Annotated in this window: 13 protein-coding genes and 1 pseudogene; 5 read left to right on the forward strand and 9 right to left on the reverse strand. The window is 70.2% G+C overall.

Annotation, left to right across the window (positions count from 1 at the left end; genetic code table 11):
* Positions 1-19: 19 nt before the first annotated feature.
* The 5 genes from H0B54_RS19615 to H0B54_RS19635 all read right to left on the reverse strand — a co-directional run bounded on the left by H0B54_RS19615 (position 20) and on the right by H0B54_RS19635 (position 6,371).
* Entirely contained in the window at positions 20-364 is a 345-nt protein-coding gene (locus H0B54_RS19615; RefSeq protein WP_014197933.1) for a Na+/H+ antiporter subunit C, read from the reverse strand.
* Positions 364-3,330 carry a monovalent cation/H+ antiporter subunit A gene (locus tag H0B54_RS19620; protein WP_188261751.1) on the reverse strand — a complete coding sequence of 989 codons (2,967 nt, stop codon included), beginning with the start codon at positions 3,328-3,330 and terminating at the stop codon, positions 364-366. The genes H0B54_RS19615 and H0B54_RS19620 overlap by 1 nt, the downstream gene beginning before the upstream one ends.
* 115 nt (positions 3,331-3,445) lie before the next feature.
* Positions 3,446-3,934, reverse strand: coding sequence for a PTS sugar transporter subunit IIA (locus H0B54_RS19625; protein WP_188261724.1), 489 nt, complete (start codon positions 3,932-3,934; stop codon positions 3,446-3,448).
* 509 nt (positions 3,935-4,443) lie between these two features.
* Positions 4,444-5,388 (reverse strand): D-2-hydroxyacid dehydrogenase family protein, encoded by a 945-nt coding sequence (locus tag H0B54_RS19630; RefSeq protein WP_188261725.1) that lies wholly within the window; start codon positions 5,386-5,388, stop codon positions 4,444-4,446.
* Positions 5,388-6,371 carry a phosphoribosylaminoimidazolesuccinocarboxamide synthase gene (locus tag H0B54_RS19635; RefSeq protein WP_094305049.1) on the reverse strand — a complete coding sequence of 328 codons (984 nt, stop codon included), beginning with the start codon at positions 6,369-6,371 and terminating at the stop codon, positions 5,388-5,390. Before H0B54_RS19635 ends, H0B54_RS19630 begins: the two co-directional genes overlap by 1 nt.
* Positions 6,372-6,467: 96 nt before the next feature.
* Between H0B54_RS19635 and H0B54_RS19640 the strand changes: the two genes are divergently transcribed.
* Positions 6,468-7,181, forward strand: a complete 714-nt coding sequence (locus tag H0B54_RS19640) for a 4'-phosphopantetheinyl transferase family protein (RefSeq protein WP_188261726.1) — start codon at positions 6,468-6,470, stop codon at positions 7,179-7,181.
* Here the strand turns inward: H0B54_RS19640 and H0B54_RS19645 are convergent.
* Positions 7,171-9,045 (reverse strand): FHA domain-containing protein, encoded by a 1,875-nt coding sequence (locus tag H0B54_RS19645; protein WP_188261727.1) that lies wholly within the window; start codon positions 9,043-9,045, stop codon positions 7,171-7,173. The genes H0B54_RS19640 and H0B54_RS19645 overlap by 11 nt on opposite strands.
* Before the next feature lie 143 nt (positions 9,046-9,188).
* Between H0B54_RS19645 and H0B54_RS19650 the strand changes: the two genes are divergently transcribed.
* From H0B54_RS19650 to H0B54_RS19665, 4 genes are all read left to right on the forward strand, one after another.
* Positions 9,189-10,667, forward strand: a complete 1,479-nt coding sequence (locus H0B54_RS19650; RefSeq protein ID WP_188261728.1) for a D-alanyl-D-alanine carboxypeptidase/D-alanyl-D-alanine-endopeptidase — start codon at positions 9,189-9,191, stop codon at positions 10,665-10,667.
* Positions 10,668-10,760: 93 nt separating this feature from the next.
* A complete protein-coding gene (locus H0B54_RS19655) occupies positions 10,761-11,393 on the forward strand; it encodes a chemotaxis protein (protein WP_188261729.1) in 633 nt (210 codons plus the stop codon).
* A 5-nt stretch (positions 11,394-11,398) separates the two neighbouring features.
* On the forward strand, positions 11,399-12,220 hold the full coding sequence (locus tag H0B54_RS19660; protein ID WP_188261730.1) for a class I SAM-dependent methyltransferase: 822 nt from the start codon (positions 11,399-11,401) through the stop codon (positions 12,218-12,220).
* Positions 12,217-13,239 (forward strand): endonuclease/exonuclease/phosphatase family protein, encoded by a 1,023-nt coding sequence (locus H0B54_RS19665; protein WP_188261731.1) that lies wholly within the window; start codon positions 12,217-12,219, stop codon positions 13,237-13,239. The genes H0B54_RS19660 and H0B54_RS19665 overlap by 4 nt, the downstream gene beginning before the upstream one ends.
* Here the strand turns inward: H0B54_RS19665 and H0B54_RS19670 are convergent.
* From H0B54_RS19670 to panD, 3 genes and pseudogenes are all read right to left on the reverse strand, one after another.
* Positions 13,194-13,787 (reverse strand): hypothetical protein, encoded by a 594-nt coding sequence (locus H0B54_RS19670; protein WP_188261732.1) that lies wholly within the window; start codon positions 13,785-13,787, stop codon positions 13,194-13,196. The genes H0B54_RS19665 and H0B54_RS19670 overlap by 46 nt on opposite strands.
* A 70-nt stretch (positions 13,788-13,857) precedes the next feature.
* Positions 13,858-14,100, reverse strand: coding sequence for a hypothetical protein (locus H0B54_RS19675; RefSeq protein WP_172428500.1), 243 nt, complete (start codon positions 14,098-14,100; stop codon positions 13,858-13,860).
* Between the two features lie 217 nt (positions 14,101-14,317).
* A pseudogene (gene panD, locus H0B54_RS19680) lies at positions 14,318-14,716 on the reverse strand (aspartate 1-decarboxylase); the annotation flags it as partial.
* Positions 14,717-15,002 lie beyond the last annotated feature (286 nt).

Below are 15,002 nucleotides of genomic sequence, written 5' to 3' on the forward strand. Positions count from 1 at the left end.
GCGCTCATTGGCCACCCGTTCACCGGGACTTCTCCTTGCCATCCACATGGTCGGTTCCCGTCAGGCCTCGCGCGGCGAGGAGCAGGACGAGGAACAGCGCCGTCGTCGCGAAGCTGATGACGATGGCCGTGAGGACCAGGGCCTGCGGCACCGGGTCGGCGTGGGTGGCGAGGCTGCCGGCCATGCCGCGCTCCAGCACCGGGGCCGCCCCCGTGCGCAGGCCACCGGTCGAGAAAATGAAGAGGTTGACGGCGTAGGAGAGCAGCGACAGGCCGATGATGACCTGGAAGGTGCGGGGACGCAGCAGCAGCCAGACGCCGGAGCCCGTCAGCACCCCGATCCCGAGGGCGAGGATAAGTTCCATCAGTCGTCTCCGGTTGCGGCGGTCGGGGCAGCGGTTGCCACGGGAGCGGGCGCCGCGGGGGCGCTCGCCGCCGGGGCGCGGGGTGCCGCGGCGCGATGGCCGCGGACCGACTGGCGGGCCAGCGCGATCAGGGTCAGCATGGTGGCGCCGATGACCAGCGCGAACACGCCGATGTCGAACAGCAGCGCGCTGGCCGTCGGAATCTCCCCGATGAGCGGCAGGTCCGCGTAGGCGAAGTAGGTGGTCAGGAAGGGCCGGCCGAACAGCAGGGCGGCCAAGCCCGTGCCGGCGGCCAGCAGGAGCCCGAGGCCCATCCAGCGCAGCGGCAGGACGCGCAGCCGCGCCTCCACCCACTGCGTGCCGCCCAGCATGTATTGCAGGATCATGGCGATCGAGCCCATCAGTCCTGCGGCGAAACCGCCGCCGGGCAGATCATGGCCGCGCAGCAGAAGGAACAGCGCGACCATGCCGACCACCGGGAACAGCAGCCGCGCGATCACCGACGGGATCAGCAGCCAGTCGGCCACGGTGTCGCCCTCCCGCCGCTCGGGCCGGGCGATGTCGTAGGCGCTCTGGTCGCGCTGCTGCTCCGGCACGTCCACGCTGTCGGGGGCCGGGCGGAAGCGGCGCAGCAGCGCGTAGGCGGTCAGCGCCACCACGCCCAGCACGGCGATCTCGCCCAGCGTGTCGAAGCCGCGGAAGTCGACCAGGATCACGTTGACGACGTTGGTGCCGCCGCCCTCGCTGTAGGCGCGCTCCAGGAAATGCTGCGCCAGGATTTCCGGCGGGAAGCGGGTCATCACGCCGAAGGCCAGCCCCGCCATGCCGAGGCCGGCGGTGATGGCGATGGCGAGGTCGCGCAGGCGGCGCCCCGTCCGCATCACTTCCGACGTGCCGGTGCCGGGAAGCCGCTTGGGCAGCCAGCGCAGGCCGAGCAGCAGCAGGATGGTGGTGACGATCTCGACCAGCAGCTGGGTCAGCGCGAGGTCGGGGGCGGAGAACCAGACGAAGGTGATGCAGGTGACCAGCCCGGTGCCGCCGAGCAGGATCAGCGCGGCGAGGCGGTGGAACTTGGCCTGCCACGCGGCCCCCAGCGCGCAGGCCGCGCCGATCACCCAGATCAGGGCGAGCACGGGGTCGATGCCCTGCGGCACCAGATTGCCGGGGCCGAGCCCGCGCCGGTAGACCGCCCAGCCCGCGGCCAGGATGGCGACGCAGACGACCAGACGGAGCTGGGGCTGCAGGCGCCGGGTGCCCAGCAGCCCTTCCAGCGACCGGGCGAGCCGCCAGGACAGGAAGACCATGCTGCGCTCGAACATGCGGCGACCTTCCAGGCGGCTGATGAAGGGCGGCCCGTCGATGTTGTTCCGGAACAGCGGCTGCAGCAGGAAGTAGAGCGTCACGCCGGCCGCCAGGGCGAGCAGGCTCATCACCAGCGGCGTGTTGAAGCCGTGCCAGACCGCCAGGCTGTATTCGGGGGTCGCGGCACCGAGCGCGGCGTGGGCCGCCATGTCCAGATAAGGTCCCACCGTGGCCGCGGGCAGCAGGCCGATGATGATGCAGGCCAGCGCCAGGATCTCGACGGGAAGCCGCATCCAGGCCGGCGGCTCGTGCGGCAGGTGCGGCAGGTCGACCGGGTCGGGGCCGAAGAAGGCGCCATGGATGAAGCGCAGCGAATAGGCCACGGCAAAGGCACTCGCCACCATCGCGGCGAAGGGCAGGATGTCGAGCAGGAAGGTCACGGACCCCTGAGCCGACAGCGTTTCGGCGAAGAACATCTCCTTCGAGATGAAGCCGTTCAGCAGCGGCACGCCCGCCATGGCCGCCGCCGCCACCATCGCCAGCCGCGTCGTGAAGGGCATGAAACGGTTCAGGCCGGACAGGCGCCTCAGGTCGCGGGTTCCCGTTTCATGGTCGATGATGCCGGCGGCCATGAACAGCGACGCCTTGAAGGCGGCGTGGTTGATGATGTGGAAGATCGCCGCGACCATGGCGAGTTCGCTGTTGAGCCCGAGCAGCAGCGTGATCAGCCCGAGATGGCTGATGGTCGAATAGGCCAGAAGTCCTTTCAGGTCGTTCTGGAAGATCGCCACATAGGCGCCGACCAGCAGGGTGGCCAGACCGGCGCTGCCGACGATCCAGAACCACGCGTCCGTACCCGCCAGCACCGGCCACAGCCGGGCCATCAGGAAGACGCCGGCCTTCACCAGAGTCGCCGAATGCAGGTAGGCCGAGACCGGTGTGGGGGCCGCCATGGCGTGCGGCAGCCAGAAATGGAACGGGAACTGAGCGCTTTTGGTCAGGGCGCCCATCAGGATGAGGACCAGCGCCGGCAGGTAGAGCGCGTGCTCGCGGATCTTGTCGCCCGAGGCCAGAACGACGTCGAGGTTGTAGCTGCCGACGATGTGGCCGAGCAGCAGCACCCCCGCGAACAGGCACAACCCGCCCGTCGCGGTGATGGTCAGCGCCATGCGCGCGCCGTCGCGCGCCGCCGCCGTGTGGTGCCAGTAGCCGATCAGCAGGAAGGAGAAGAGGCTGGTCAGCTCCCAGAAGAAGGCGAGCTGGATCAGGTTGCCCGAAAGGACCACCCCCGTCATCGACCCCATGAAAGCCAGCAGGAACGCGAAGAAGCGCGGGACCGGGTCGTCCGCCGACATGTAATAGCGTGCGTACAGAACGACGAGCGCGCCGACCCCGAACACCAGCCCGGCGAACAGCCAGGCGAAGCCGTCCATCCGCAGCACCAGATCGAGGCCGAGCGACGGCATCCATGCCATCGAATGGCGGATCACCCCGCCCGCCGCCACCGTCGGGTAGGCCGCCCACACCAGCCCCAGCCCGACCAGCGCGATCACGCCGGCCAGCCACGCCGCGGTGTTGCGCGCGTGCGTCGGCAGCATCCCGGCGACGATCGCGCCGGCGAACGGAAGGCCGGTGGCGGCCAGGAGCAACAGGGCGTCGGACATGGTCTGTGACAATGGGGTCTCGGGCAATCGGAGGGGCCAAAATGCTGAGAACTGTCGGCTTTACGAATATAGGAAGGATGGAAGTCCCTCGCCGCGCCGGCCAGAAATCGTCCGGTCAGAAATCGTCGTCGTCAGGCTCCCGTTCGGTGTTGGGAGGAAGCGCCTGCCGGACGAGTTGCACCACCGCGTCGGGCGTTTCCGCCTGACGGAGCCTGCGCAGGGATTGCGGGTCGCGCAGGGCCTGGCAGATCTCGCCCATGACGGGAAGCAGGCCCTTGCGGGTCGCGGTCGGCCAGAGGACGAGGAAGAAGAGATCGACGGGCTCGTCGTCGCGGGCCTCGAAATCGATGGGTTTGCGCAGCCGCGCGAACAGCACCAGCGGACTCTCGGTCCCGCGCAGTTCCGTGTGGGGAAGCGCCACGCCCTTGCCCAGCGCCGTGGAGCCGATGTGCTCCCGCGCCTGCAGGGCCTTGAGAATATCCTCCTTGGGGGTCCCGATGCGGCTGGCCGCCTCGGTGGCCAGAAGGTCGAGCAGGGTTTCCTTGTTGGCCGGCCCTGCATCGAGGATGACGTTGTGTGCGGACAAGAGGTCCGAGATGTTCATTCCTGTCTCCATGGGTGGCAAACCTTCAATCTCCTGTCCTGGAAGACCGCGTTCCGTGCCGGGCTGGCCGTGAACCAACAGGCTTCCAATCAAATTCGGCCAATCAAATTCGGCCAATCAAATTCGGCACGTCCTGTCCACAGCGCCGATCGCCGCTGGGATCGGTGGCCGGTCCACCCCACGGACACGCAGCCCCGGCATGGCCCACGCATCGCAACAAACCTCGTCCATGTCCGCCCTTGCCGCAGGTTCCACACCCATTCTGGGAATGGAATCGCGCCCCACAAGTGGCGGGGCTGCCTTCCATCTACGTCTTGGCCGCGGCTGTAATCCCACATTCCGCGAGGCGGGGGCGAAAAACGGACGGGCAAAGCCGGCCCGCCGCCGCATGGAGAATTGATGCGGGCAAGGTCTGGGACTTTGGAAAAGTTCTAAGGGCTTGCGCCCATGCGGGACGCCCCGCCCTTCCCCACGCCATGGGAAAAGGGCGGGGCGGGATCGTCCCGTCCTTACGCGAGCATCCGCACCGGCTCGCCCGCGTGCCACGCGAGGATGTCGTCCAGCGCGTCGCGGTAGAAGACTTCGTAGTTCTCGCGGGTGACATAGCCCAGATGCGGCGTCAGCACCGTGTTCGGGGCCTCCAGCCAGGGGCTGTCCACCGGCAGCGGCTCCACGGGGAAGACGTCCAGCCCGGCGCCCGCGATGCGGTGTTCGTGCAGGGCCGCCAGCAGGGCGTCCCCGTCCACCAGACCGGCGCGCGACGTGTTCACGAAGAAGGCGGAGGGCTTCATCGCGTCGATGTCGTCCGCTCCGACCACGCCGCGCGTCCGCTCGCCCAGCACCAGATGAACGCTGATGATGTCGGAGGTGGCGAACAGATCACGTTTGTCCAGCCGGGAAACGCCGGCCGCCGCAGCCCGCTCGTCGGTCAGGTTGGGGCTCCAGGCCGCGACCTCCATCCCGAAGGCTTGGCCGACCCGCGCCACCTGGGTGCCCAGCTTGCCCAGCCCGACCAGGCCGAGGCGCTTGCCGGCCAGCCCCTGCGTCAGGCCGGCCTGCCAGCGCCCGGCGCGCAGGCCGCGCTCCTCCTGCGGGATGCGCTTGACCAGCGCCAGGATCAGGCCCCAGGTCAGCTCCGCCGTCGGGGTGCCGACCATGCCGGTTCCGCAGACGGTGATGCCGCGGGCCTTGCAGGCCTCCAGGTCGATGGCGTTGTTGCGGCCCCCGGTGGTGATCAGAAGCCGCAGGTTCGGCAGCGCGTCGATCAGCGACGCGGGGAACGGCGTGCGCTCCCGCATGATCACCAGGACGCTGTAGGGGGCGAGCGTGCCCGCCAGCTCCTCCGCCGGGATCGGCCGTTCGAAGACCGTCAGCGCGCTGCCGTTGGGCAGGCGATGCCATTCCGCCAGATCGCGCGCGACGTTCTGGTAGTCGTCGAGGATGGCGATCTTCATCACGGCTTCGCGAAATAGGGCGCCAGGTTGGCCCGGATGCGCTCCACCGCCGGCGTGACCTCCGCCGGGACCTGGAAGGTCTGGCCGGTGATGGTCTCGAACGCCTCGATGTAGATGCGGGCGGCCTCAAGCACGACCTCCGCCGGGATTTCCGGGATGGCGTCCTTGTAGGGGTCGCAGCGCTGGGTCACCCAGCTCCGCACGAAGTCCTTGTCGAAGCTCTCCGGGCGCTGCCCGGCCTCGTACCGCTCGGGATAGCTGGCGGCGAACCAGTAGCGGCTGCTGTCCGGCGTGTGGATCTCGTCGGCCAGGATGATGTTGCCGGCCTCGTCGAAGCCGAACTCGTACTTGGTGTCGACCAGGATCAGGCCGCGCGCCGCCGCGATCTCGCGCCCGCGGGCAAACAGGGCCAGCGCCTTCTCCGTCACCTCGTCCCACTGGGCCTGGGTCAGCAGCCCGCGCTCGACGATCTGGGCGGCGGTCAGTTCCTCGTCATGGCCGGCGTCGAACGCCTTGGTCGTCGGGGTGATGATGGTGTCCGGCAGCTTCTGGTTCTCGCGCAGCCCGTCGGGGAAGACGTGGCCGTACATCTCGCGCCGGCCCTTCTTGTACATCGTCCACAGCGAGGTGCCGGTGGTGCCGGCCAGATAGTCGCGGACCACGATCTCCACCGGCATGATGGTCAGCCGCTTGGCGACCACGACGTTGGGGTCCGGGTATTCCAGGACGTGGTTCGGGCAGAGGTCCTTGGTCGCCTCGAACCAGTAGCGGGCGATCTGGGTCAGCACCTGCCCCTTGAAGGGGATGGCGGTCAGGATGATGTCGAAGGCCGACAGCCGGTCGGTGGCGATGATGACGCGCCGCCCGTCGGGAAGGTCGTAATTCTCGCGCACCTTGCCCCGGTAGTGGTTGGGCAGCTCGGGAATGGCGGCGTCCTTGACGACGTTGGACAGATGCGGAGCAAGCTGAGCGGTATCGACCATGATTCCAGATCCGGCAAAAGGGAGGCGCATGATAGCGCAATCGCCGCGCGGGGCCAGCGCGGTTATAGTCCCGAATCCGGGGAATGGGGACATCCGATGCGGAAAACGGGAGAAATTCAGCTCTGGTATGCCGACCTGCGCGGGCTGGCGCACCGTTTGGATGCGTTCCGCGCCCTGCTCTCTCCGGACGAGGCGGCGCGGGCCGCCCGTTTCGCGACGGAGGCGCTTCGCACCCGCTGCGCGCTGCGGCGCGGGCTGCTGCGTCATCTTCTCGGGCGGGTGCTGGGCCGCGACCCGGCGACTCTGGCCTTCGCCTACGGGCCGATGGGCAAACCCGCCCTCCCCGGCGGCCCGGCCTTCAACCTCGCCGACTGCAAGGACCACGTGCTGATCGCCATCGCCCCCGTCGAGACGGTGGAATTGGGCGTGGACGTCGAACGGCTGCGGTCCGTGCCGGACGCCGCCGGAATCGCCGAGCGCTTCTTCGCGCCGGAGGAGCGCGACGCCTTCGCCGCCCTGCCCGACGCGCTGCGGGACGAGGCGTTCCTGAACGGCTGGACCCGCAAGGAGGCCTTCATCAAGGCGACCGGCCAGGGCCTGTCCATGCCGCTCGACCGCTTCGCGGTGGAGCTGACGCCCGGCCGCCCCGTCCGCCTGCTGGGCCTGGACGGCGCGCTGGAGGCCGGGAGTGCTCTGGACTGGTCGCTGTTCGACCTGCGCCCGGCGCCGGGACTGATCGGCGCGCTGGCGGTGCGCGGCGAGGGCTGGCGCCCCGCGCTGCGTCCATTGGACGAGGCGTTCAGCGCTTGACGATTTCCCAGGCGATGCGCGCCGGCTCCTCGCCCAGTTCCGCGGAGCCGATGACGATCTCGCCCCGCGGCGGGAGCGGCAGCGGTTCGCCGGGCTTCAGCCGCCGCGGCTCCGCCACCCCCGGCACGGCGATCTGGGTGCCGTTGCGGCTGAGATCCTCGACCACGAAGACGCCGTCCTGACGCGACACCGCGGCGTGCCGGCGCGAGGCCGAGGCGATGTCCAGGACGAACTGGCACTGCGACGACCGCCCGATGACGATCTGCGTCCCGTCCTCCGGGATCGCCCGGGTCTGGCCGCGCCAGAACAGCACCAGCCGCTCCGCCGCCGCCTTCGGGACGTCGATCAGGACCGTCTCCTCGGTCGCCCGCGTCACGGCGCCGACTCCCGGAGCGGCCAGCAGGGGCAGGCCGAGCGACCGTTCGCCGTCCGGAATCGCGGCGATCTTGGCGATCAGCCCCTCGGCCAGCGCGCGTGGGATGCCAGCGGCGCGCAGGCGGCGGCCCAGGCCGCTGCGCACGTCGTCCGTGCTGACGCCGGGCGCGACCAGCTCGCGGGCCGAGGTGATGCTCTCGAACTCCGTGGCGACCTGCCGGATCAGGACGCTGAGCTTGTTGCGCCCGAAGGGGCTGGTGGCGAGGTCCAGCAGATAGCCGATGCGCTGGGCCGGCGCCGGCAGGCGGGTGGCCAGACGCTGCACCGCCATGTCGAAGGACGCGTCCTGCCCGCCGGAACTCCACACCGACTTGGCGCGCCGGGTCAGCGCCTCCGCCATGCCGGCGCCGCCCAGGAAGCCGTCGAAGTTGGTCAGCCGGTCGACGATCATGCCGAAGGCCTTGCCCTCCGCGGCGGAGCCGGTGCGGGTCAGCGGGGTCAGGCCGGCCAGACCGCCCTGGATGCGACGCAGCAGCGCCTTGCGCGTCTCGTCGTATCCGCCGCCGCCCAGCGCGTTGGACAGGGCCAGCAGCTCGTCGGTGTGGGGCAGCCGGTCGTCGAGGTCGCCGTGCACCGCCGCCACCAGGCTTTGCAGCGCCGCCCCCAGGTCGGGCGCGTAGCCGATCAGCGCGCGCACCGGCTCCCGCCCGTCGACCGTTTCCGCCAGCATCTGGTCGAGCAGATGGCGGTTCGCCTCCTCCCCGTCCTCGCGGTGGAAGCGCAGCAACGCCTTGACCTTGCCGGGCCAGTCGCGGCAGGGCTCCAGCACCGCGGCGAAGGCGTGGGTGACCAGCCGGTCGCGCTCCTCCGGCGGACGCTCCGCCGCCGCCGCCAGCAGGCCGCCCATCCCGCCGCGGACCAGCGCCGCGTCGAAGGGCGCCAGCGTGTCCGACGCCTGCGCCAGCTCCTTCAGCTTGGTGAACATCCGCATGAGCTGGTCGTGCCGGTCGAACGGCTTCACGCCCAGCAAGGGCGCCTGAAGGGTGGCGAGCCGGCTGACCGCCGGGTTGAACAGCAGGGCCTCCCGCTCGAAATAGCGCAGCGGGTAGTAGCGGTGGAGCTGCTCGGCCGGAATCACCGCCTGATCGTCCCAATAGCCGCGCAGCAGGCGCAGCAGCAGCATCCGGCTCTCGAAGGAAAAGAGCTGGAGCGCGTCGGTGCAGAGGCTGGCGGGTCCGACGTCGGTCTCGTCGATGGGGGAAATGGTGGTCGGCTTTCCGCCACCGGAGGTGGACTTCTGAAAGATGACTTCTTCCTTGCCCGCCTGATTCACCTTTAAAATTCGGACAACCGGAAATTTCGCAAGACGAAGCAGATAGGCCGCGCGCTCCCGCGCTGCGGCCTCGTCAGGAAAGACGCCGTCGATGTTGGGTTTTCCGCCCTGCTCGACGACCACCTCGAACGTGACGCTTCGGCGCCGTGACATCATGGGCTTTGCAGCTCTTTCCCAAAGGCGTGGCGTCGTTTGAGGCCATCATCGTACGGTAAGCGGATTGTCTGCGCAGCAAGATTCCCAAACCGCCCCCGGATTGACGAAGAAGCGGACCGGGGCATTGCGCTAGACTGGCCGTCATGCGGATCCCGACCTTCTCCTTCCTGCTCCTGCTGGCCTGCGTCACCGCGGTGTCGGCCTGCGCGTCCCCGTATGACGCCACCGGTCCGGACGACCGGGCGGCGATCGCCCGCAACGGCTTTTCCGCCGGCGACGTCGGCTACGTGCTGTTCGATCCGGACAGCGGCGCCGTCCTGGCGGAGCGGCAGCCGGCCAAGCCCTTCGCCCCGGCCTCGGTCGCCAAGCTGCCGGCGATGGCCGCCGCCCTGGCGGTATTGGGGCCGGAGCACCGGTTCGAAACGACGCTGCACGTCAGCGGACGGTTGGAAAACGGCATTCTGGACGGCGACTTGGTCCTGAAGGGCGGCGGCGACCCTTCGCTGTCCACCGAGGGGCTGACGGCGCTGTTGCGCGACCTCGGCGCGCTGGGCGTCACGCGGGTGACCGGGCGTTTCCTCTACGACACCTCCGCCCTGCCGGAGATGCCGGAGATCGACGCCGGGCAGCCCTGGACCGCCGGCTACAACACCGGTGTCGGGGCGCTGTCGCTGAACTTCAACCGCTTCCGCTTCGACTGGGCGCGCCCCGCCGCCGCGGGCCAGCCGGTGCGGGTCAGCGCCTGGTCGGTGTCCGACGGGGGGCGCGTGCCGCTGGACAGCGTGACGGTGCAACTCGCCACTGGGATGGGGGCCGGGGCGGGAGCCGCCTTCACCCCCCTCGCCGCCGCGGATGGCGAACCGGCCAACGGAGAACCGGAGGGCGAGCGCTGGCGCTTCGCCCCGCAGCCGGGAATGGCGGCCAGCCTGTGGCTTCCGGTCACCCGTCCCGGTCTGGCGGCGGCGCAGGTCTTCCGCCGTCTGGCCGCGGAGGCGGGGATCACCCTGCCCACCCCGGCCCCCGGCGCGGTGCCGCCGACCGCCACGCTCGCCGCCCTGCACCGCAGCGAGCCGCTGGAGGTCCTGGCCCGGCAGGTCCTGCGCTATTCCAACAACCTGTCGGCGGAACTGATCGGGCTGGCCGCCGCCCGGCGCCTGGACCCGGCGGTGCAGACGCTGCCGCAATCGGCGGCGGTGTTGACCGCGCCGGCGATGCTGGCGGACCCACGCACCGACTGGACGGGGCTGCGGCTGCTCAACCATTCGGGCCTCAGCGCCGCGTCGCGGATCACCCCGGCCCAGACCATGGCGCTGATCCGCGGCGCCGGTCCGGCGGTGCTGGCCCTTCTCCCCGGCGAGGACGAGGGCAAGGTCCTGCCACCCGGCGTGCGCGCCAAGTCGGGCACCCTGGCCTACGCCAAGGCGCTGGCCGGCACGCTGACCACGGCGAACGGGCGCACGCTGGGCTTCGCCTTCTTCGTCACCGACGAGCCGCAGCGCGCCGCCATGGACCGGACGATGGACCGCCGCATCGCCGAGATCCCCCCGCAGGCCCGCGCCTGGCTGGCCCGCGCCCGCAAGCTCCAGGCCGACCTGCTGGAGTTGTGGATCGCCGGCTTGTGAGAGCCGCCGATTGCAGGAGCCCTTGACCGCGACGCTTGGCGGAGGGCGAGGGACGGTTGTACACTGCGACTGAATGTCCCACCGAGGTCCTGGATGCCGATCAGCCCGCGCGCACGCCGACACCAGCAGGGTTCCGACACGCCGGACATCGCGGCCAACCGCTACCATGACCGGCAGTTGGGTGCGGAGGTGGTCAACATCGTGGTCGGCGGCTGCGTGGTCAGCGACGACCCGAACGTCGTCATCACCACCACGCTGGGCTCCTGCATCGCCGCCTGCCTGTTCGATCCCGTCGCGGCGATCGGCGGGATGAACCATTTCCTGCTGCCCGACCACAACGGCGACCGGCTGTCCATCTCCTCCCGCTACGGCAGCGCGGCCATGGAGCAGCTCATCAACCGGCTGCTGGCGGCGACCGGGCGGCGCGACCGGCTGCGCGCCAAGATCTTCGGCGGGGCCAGCGTGAACGGCGCCCCGCGCAGCGCCGGCATCGGCCAGCGCAACGTCGAGTTCGTCATGGAGTATCTGGCGGCCGAAGGCATCCCGACGATGAGCTGGGACGTCGGCGGCACGGCGGCCCGCGCGGTGCGCTTCTACCCCACATCGGGCCGCACCCAGCGCCGCCTGATCGGGGAGGAGACGGTGCGGGACATCGCCCGGTCCGAGACCTCCTTCATGGACCGGCTGCGCAAGACCGGGATCGATGGCGACGTGGAACTGTTCTGATCCCCATGCTCCATGGATTGTCCCGCCTGCTGCCCGCCATCGCGGACCAGAACCTCGACGAGGCCGCCGTCTACCGGCGGGAGTCGCTGTACGAGCGCCCGCGCTACGAGCGCGCCCGCGGCCTGACGCCCGCCGCCGGCCCCCTGCTCTGCCCGCTCTGCGGGCGGGAGGCGGCGCGCTTCCTGCCCTTCGGCTTGGGCGGACGGCGCAACGCCCGCTGCCCGGACTGCGGGTCGCTGGAGCGGCACCGCTTCCTGTGGAGCTTCCTGGCGGAGCGGACGGACGTGCTGCGCCGGTCTCTGCGCATCCTGCACACCGCTCCCGAGCCCTGCCTGGAGCCGCTGCTGCGGGCGCGGCACGGCCGGCGCTACGTCACGCTGGACCGCTTCAACCCGGCCGCCGACGTGCAGGCCGACCTGACCGACCTGCCTTTCCCGGACGGCCGTTTCGACCTCGTCCTGTCCAGCCACGTGCTGGAGCATGTCCCCGACGACCGCGCCGCCCTGCGCGAGATCGCCCGCGTGCTGAAGCCCTCGGGCCGCGCCGTCCTGCTGTTCCCCTACGACCCCAAGGGGCCGACGCGGGAGGACCCGGCGATGGACACCCCCGCCAAGCGGCTGGCCGCCTTCGGTCACCCCTATCACTACCGGATTTATGGTACCGACACCCCCCAGCGCATGGCCGAGGCCGGGCTGGACGCCATGCTCGTCGCCTCCACGGCGATGCTGAGCGCGCACCGGCGGCGCCGGCGGCGCATCAACCGCAACCATCTGTTCCTGGCGCGCCCACGCGCCGCGGCAGGCCGGGCGTCCGGGGAGGGGTCATGAGCCGCAGCATCCGCATCGCCACCTTCAACCTGGAAAGCCTGGACGACACCGGCGACCTCTCCTTCGAGGAGCGCGCCGCCGTTCTGCGCCCGCAGTTGGAGCGGCTGGACGCCGACATCCTGTGCCTTCAGGAGGTCAACGGCCAGCGCGCGGCGAAGGGGGAGCCGCGAACCCTGCGCGCTTTGGCCCGGCTGCTGGAGGGCGGCCCCTACGCCGATTTCCACCGGACCTCCGGCGGCGAGGGGACCAAGCTGGCCGACCGCCACAACCTCGTGCTGGTGAGCCGCTGGCCGATCCTGGCGGCGCGGCAGTACCGGCACGATCTGGTGCCGTCCCCGCAGGTCCGCATGGTCACCGCCGACCCGGCCCAGCCGGGCGGCGAGGCCGTGACCTGGGACCGCCCGGTGCTGCATGGCGAAATCGAGCTGCCCGGCGGGCGGCGGCTGCACGTCTTCAACCTGCATCTGCGCGCGCCGATCGCCGCGCCGGTGCCGGGGCAGAAGAAGAACGCCTCCACCTGGAAGAGCGTCGGCGGCTGGGCGGAGGGCTTCTATCTGGCCTCGATCAAGCGGGCCGGGCAGGCTCTGGAGGCCCGGCTGGCGGTGGAACGGGTGTTCGACGCCGACCCGCAGGCGCTGATCCTGGTCGCCGGCGACCTCAACGCGGAGATCGAGCAGACCCCCGTCCGCATCATCCGCGCCGACCTGGACGAGACCGGCAACGGCCATCTCGCCGGGCGGTCATTGGTGCCGCTCGAACGCTCCGTCCCGGAGGAGCGGCGCTTCACCGTGCTGCACGGCGGCGACGCGGTGATGCTGGACCATCTGCTGGTGTCGCGCGCCCTGCTGGGCTGGTTCCGCTCCGCCGAAATCCACAACGAGGCGCTGGGCGACGAACTGGTCGCCCACGCCACGGTCAGCCATTCCCCGGAAAGCTACCACGCGCCGCTGGTCGCCCGCTTCGAGCTGCCGGATCAGACGGTGACGGAAACGATGGCGCCCGGCGAACCGGCGCCATAGGACCCGGCGACACGGGGAACGGTGGCGGGGCTGGCGGCCATCGGACCGGCGCCCGCTGCGGGCGGCGTTGCGGTGGACGGCAATCCGGTGGACGGGGCGCCGCTCGACAGGGTGGCACCGTATCCCGATCCAGCGCTCCGTTCGGCGCCGCCCGGTGTGGCAGCACCACCGGAGGCCGCCGTCCCTTTGCCCGGGCCATGGCCTTCCGCCGCCGCGTCGGTCGGGACGCCCAGGCGGCTGGCGGTGCGGCGGTACTCCTCCACCACCTGCTGCGCCGGGATCTGGTTCTGGGTTTCGCCCGACGAGCGGTCGCGGAAATAGATGACGGCCAGCCGGGCGCTCTGGTCGTAGCGCAGGACCGGGCTGATGTAGCCGCCCGCCACCACCACGGGATCGGACGGGGATGCCGCCGAGTTCGATTGGTCCGCAGCGCTGGACGCGGTTTGGGAGGTCTGTGCCGCGGCATCGGCCACGGACGGCGGGGTCGAGACCGCCGATGCCGGAGTCGGCCGGTTCGCCTGGATGCCGGAAACGCTTCGGATGTCCATGGCTGGCCGCCTTTCCCCTGCGGGCCCTGCCTCGGACCAGCCGGGCGGGCCCCGATTGGACGACGCGCGATCAGACCGTGATGTTGAGGTTCTGTCCGCGGGTCGGGGTGGTGTTGCCGCCCGACGACAGGGCCTGCTGGCTCTGCTGCGCCTGCTGATCCTGGGCCTGGATCTGCTGGCGGCGATCCTCTTCGGCCTTCTGGGCCTGCTGGTTCGGATCGGTTCCCCGAGTCTGCTGCAGGGCCGCCGGCCCGCTGCTTAACGGTGTCGTGAAAGGCTGCTGCTGATAGCCCCCTATGCCGCCGACGCCCATGACACGCACTCCTCGCTGTCCGCACTCCCACTCAGGTAGAGTAGGCAAAAATTGCCGCGCGTTCAAGTGGGACTCATGACCCATCGCTCGCAAGACACGCGCAGGTCGCCGAGCCGCTCGCTTTGCGCGCGGACTCGCTCAGGAGCGCTTCTTTTGTTTGCGGGAATTCGGGACCGGCGGGTCAGGCCGGTTCCGGTTCCAGGAAGGCGCCCTCGCGAATCGCGAAGTCGAACCGCCCGCCGTCCAGCGCCGTCACGTCGTAGGTCAGCGACCGGTCGATGCTGTTGTCGGCGTTGAAGGTCAGCACCCGCGGCCGCAGCGTCGCCAGCTCCGTCGGCTGGCAATACCAGGAAGCGGCGATGATGACCTCGTCCCCCGGCTGGCAGCTCCGCGCCGCCGAGCCGTTCAGCACGCAGCAGCGCGAGCCGCGCTCGCCGTAGATCACGTAGGTGCTGATCCGCGCGCCGGAATTCTTGTTCCAGATCTCCACGAATTCCAGCGGGTAGATCCCGACCGCCTCGCAATGCTCCGGATCGAGGGTGATCGACCCCTGATAGTTCAGGTTGGCGTCGGTGACGCGCAGGCAGTGCAGTTTCGCTCGGACAACCTTGATCATAAAGTCCCTCCGGTCGGTGGCGGTTGGTCGGCGGCAGCGGGGCCGGACGGCGGCCGGGGAATGTTTGTAACCGCAACTGCGAAAACAGCAAGCCTTCCGGAGCCCGCGATATGACCGGCGTCATACCGCTACCTTGGGCTGAGGCTTTTGCCTTTGGTGGTATTTCCATCCCGGGTGCGATGCGGCATGTTCTGCGCCGGTTTCAAAGCCCCCCGGCGCCACCCGATAATCGGGTCCAGGGTCCGGCTGCTCTTTTCGGAGCCGGCACCTGCGATAGGGCAACTGC

This window comes from Azospirillum tabaci, assembly GCF_014596085.1.
Lineage (GTDB): Bacteria > Pseudomonadota > Alphaproteobacteria > Azospirillales > Azospirillaceae > Azospirillum > Azospirillum tabaci.

What these genes read in the sequence shown, in the direction of transcription:
- H0B54_RS19665 (WP_188261731.1), top strand. Translation starts at nt 12,217, where the DNA reads ATGAGCCGCAGCATCCGCATCGCCACCTTCAACCTGGAAAGCCTGGAC.
- H0B54_RS19620 (WP_188261751.1), bottom strand. Translation starts at nt 3,330, where the DNA reads ATGTCCGACGCCCTGTTGCTCCTGGCCGCCACCGGCCTTCCGTTCGCC.
- H0B54_RS19630 (WP_188261725.1), bottom strand. Translation starts at nt 5,388, where the DNA reads ATGAAGATCGCCATCCTCGACGACTACCAGAACGTCGCGCGCGATCTG.
- H0B54_RS19635 (WP_094305049.1), bottom strand. Translation starts at nt 6,371, where the DNA reads ATGGTCGATACCGCTCAGCTTGCTCCGCATCTGTCCAACGTCGTCAAG.
- H0B54_RS19645 (WP_188261727.1), bottom strand. Translation starts at nt 9,045, where the DNA reads ATGATGTCACGGCGCCGAAGCGTCACGTTCGAGGTGGTCGTCGAGCAG.
- H0B54_RS19670 (WP_188261732.1), bottom strand. Translation starts at nt 13,787, where the DNA reads ATGGACATCCGAAGCGTTTCCGGCATCCAGGCGAACCGGCCGACTCCG.
- H0B54_RS19655 (WP_188261729.1), top strand. Translation starts at nt 10,761, where the DNA reads ATGCCGATCAGCCCGCGCGCACGCCGACACCAGCAGGGTTCCGACACG.
- H0B54_RS19625 (WP_188261724.1), bottom strand. Translation starts at nt 3,934, where the DNA reads ATGAACATCTCGGACCTCTTGTCCGCACACAACGTCATCCTCGATGCA.
- H0B54_RS19640 (WP_188261726.1), top strand. Translation starts at nt 6,468, where the DNA reads ATGCGGAAAACGGGAGAAATTCAGCTCTGGTATGCCGACCTGCGCGGG.
- H0B54_RS19615 (WP_014197933.1), bottom strand. Translation starts at nt 364, where the DNA reads ATGGAACTTATCCTCGCCCTCGGGATCGGGGTGCTGACGGGCTCCGGC.
- H0B54_RS19650 (WP_188261728.1), top strand. Translation starts at nt 9,189, where the DNA reads ATGCGGATCCCGACCTTCTCCTTCCTGCTCCTGCTGGCCTGCGTCACC.
- H0B54_RS19675 (WP_172428500.1), bottom strand. Translation starts at nt 14,100, where the DNA reads ATGGGCGTCGGCGGCATAGGGGGCTATCAGCAGCAGCCTTTCACGACA.
- H0B54_RS19660 (WP_188261730.1), top strand. Translation starts at nt 11,399, where the DNA reads ATGCTCCATGGATTGTCCCGCCTGCTGCCCGCCATCGCGGACCAGAAC.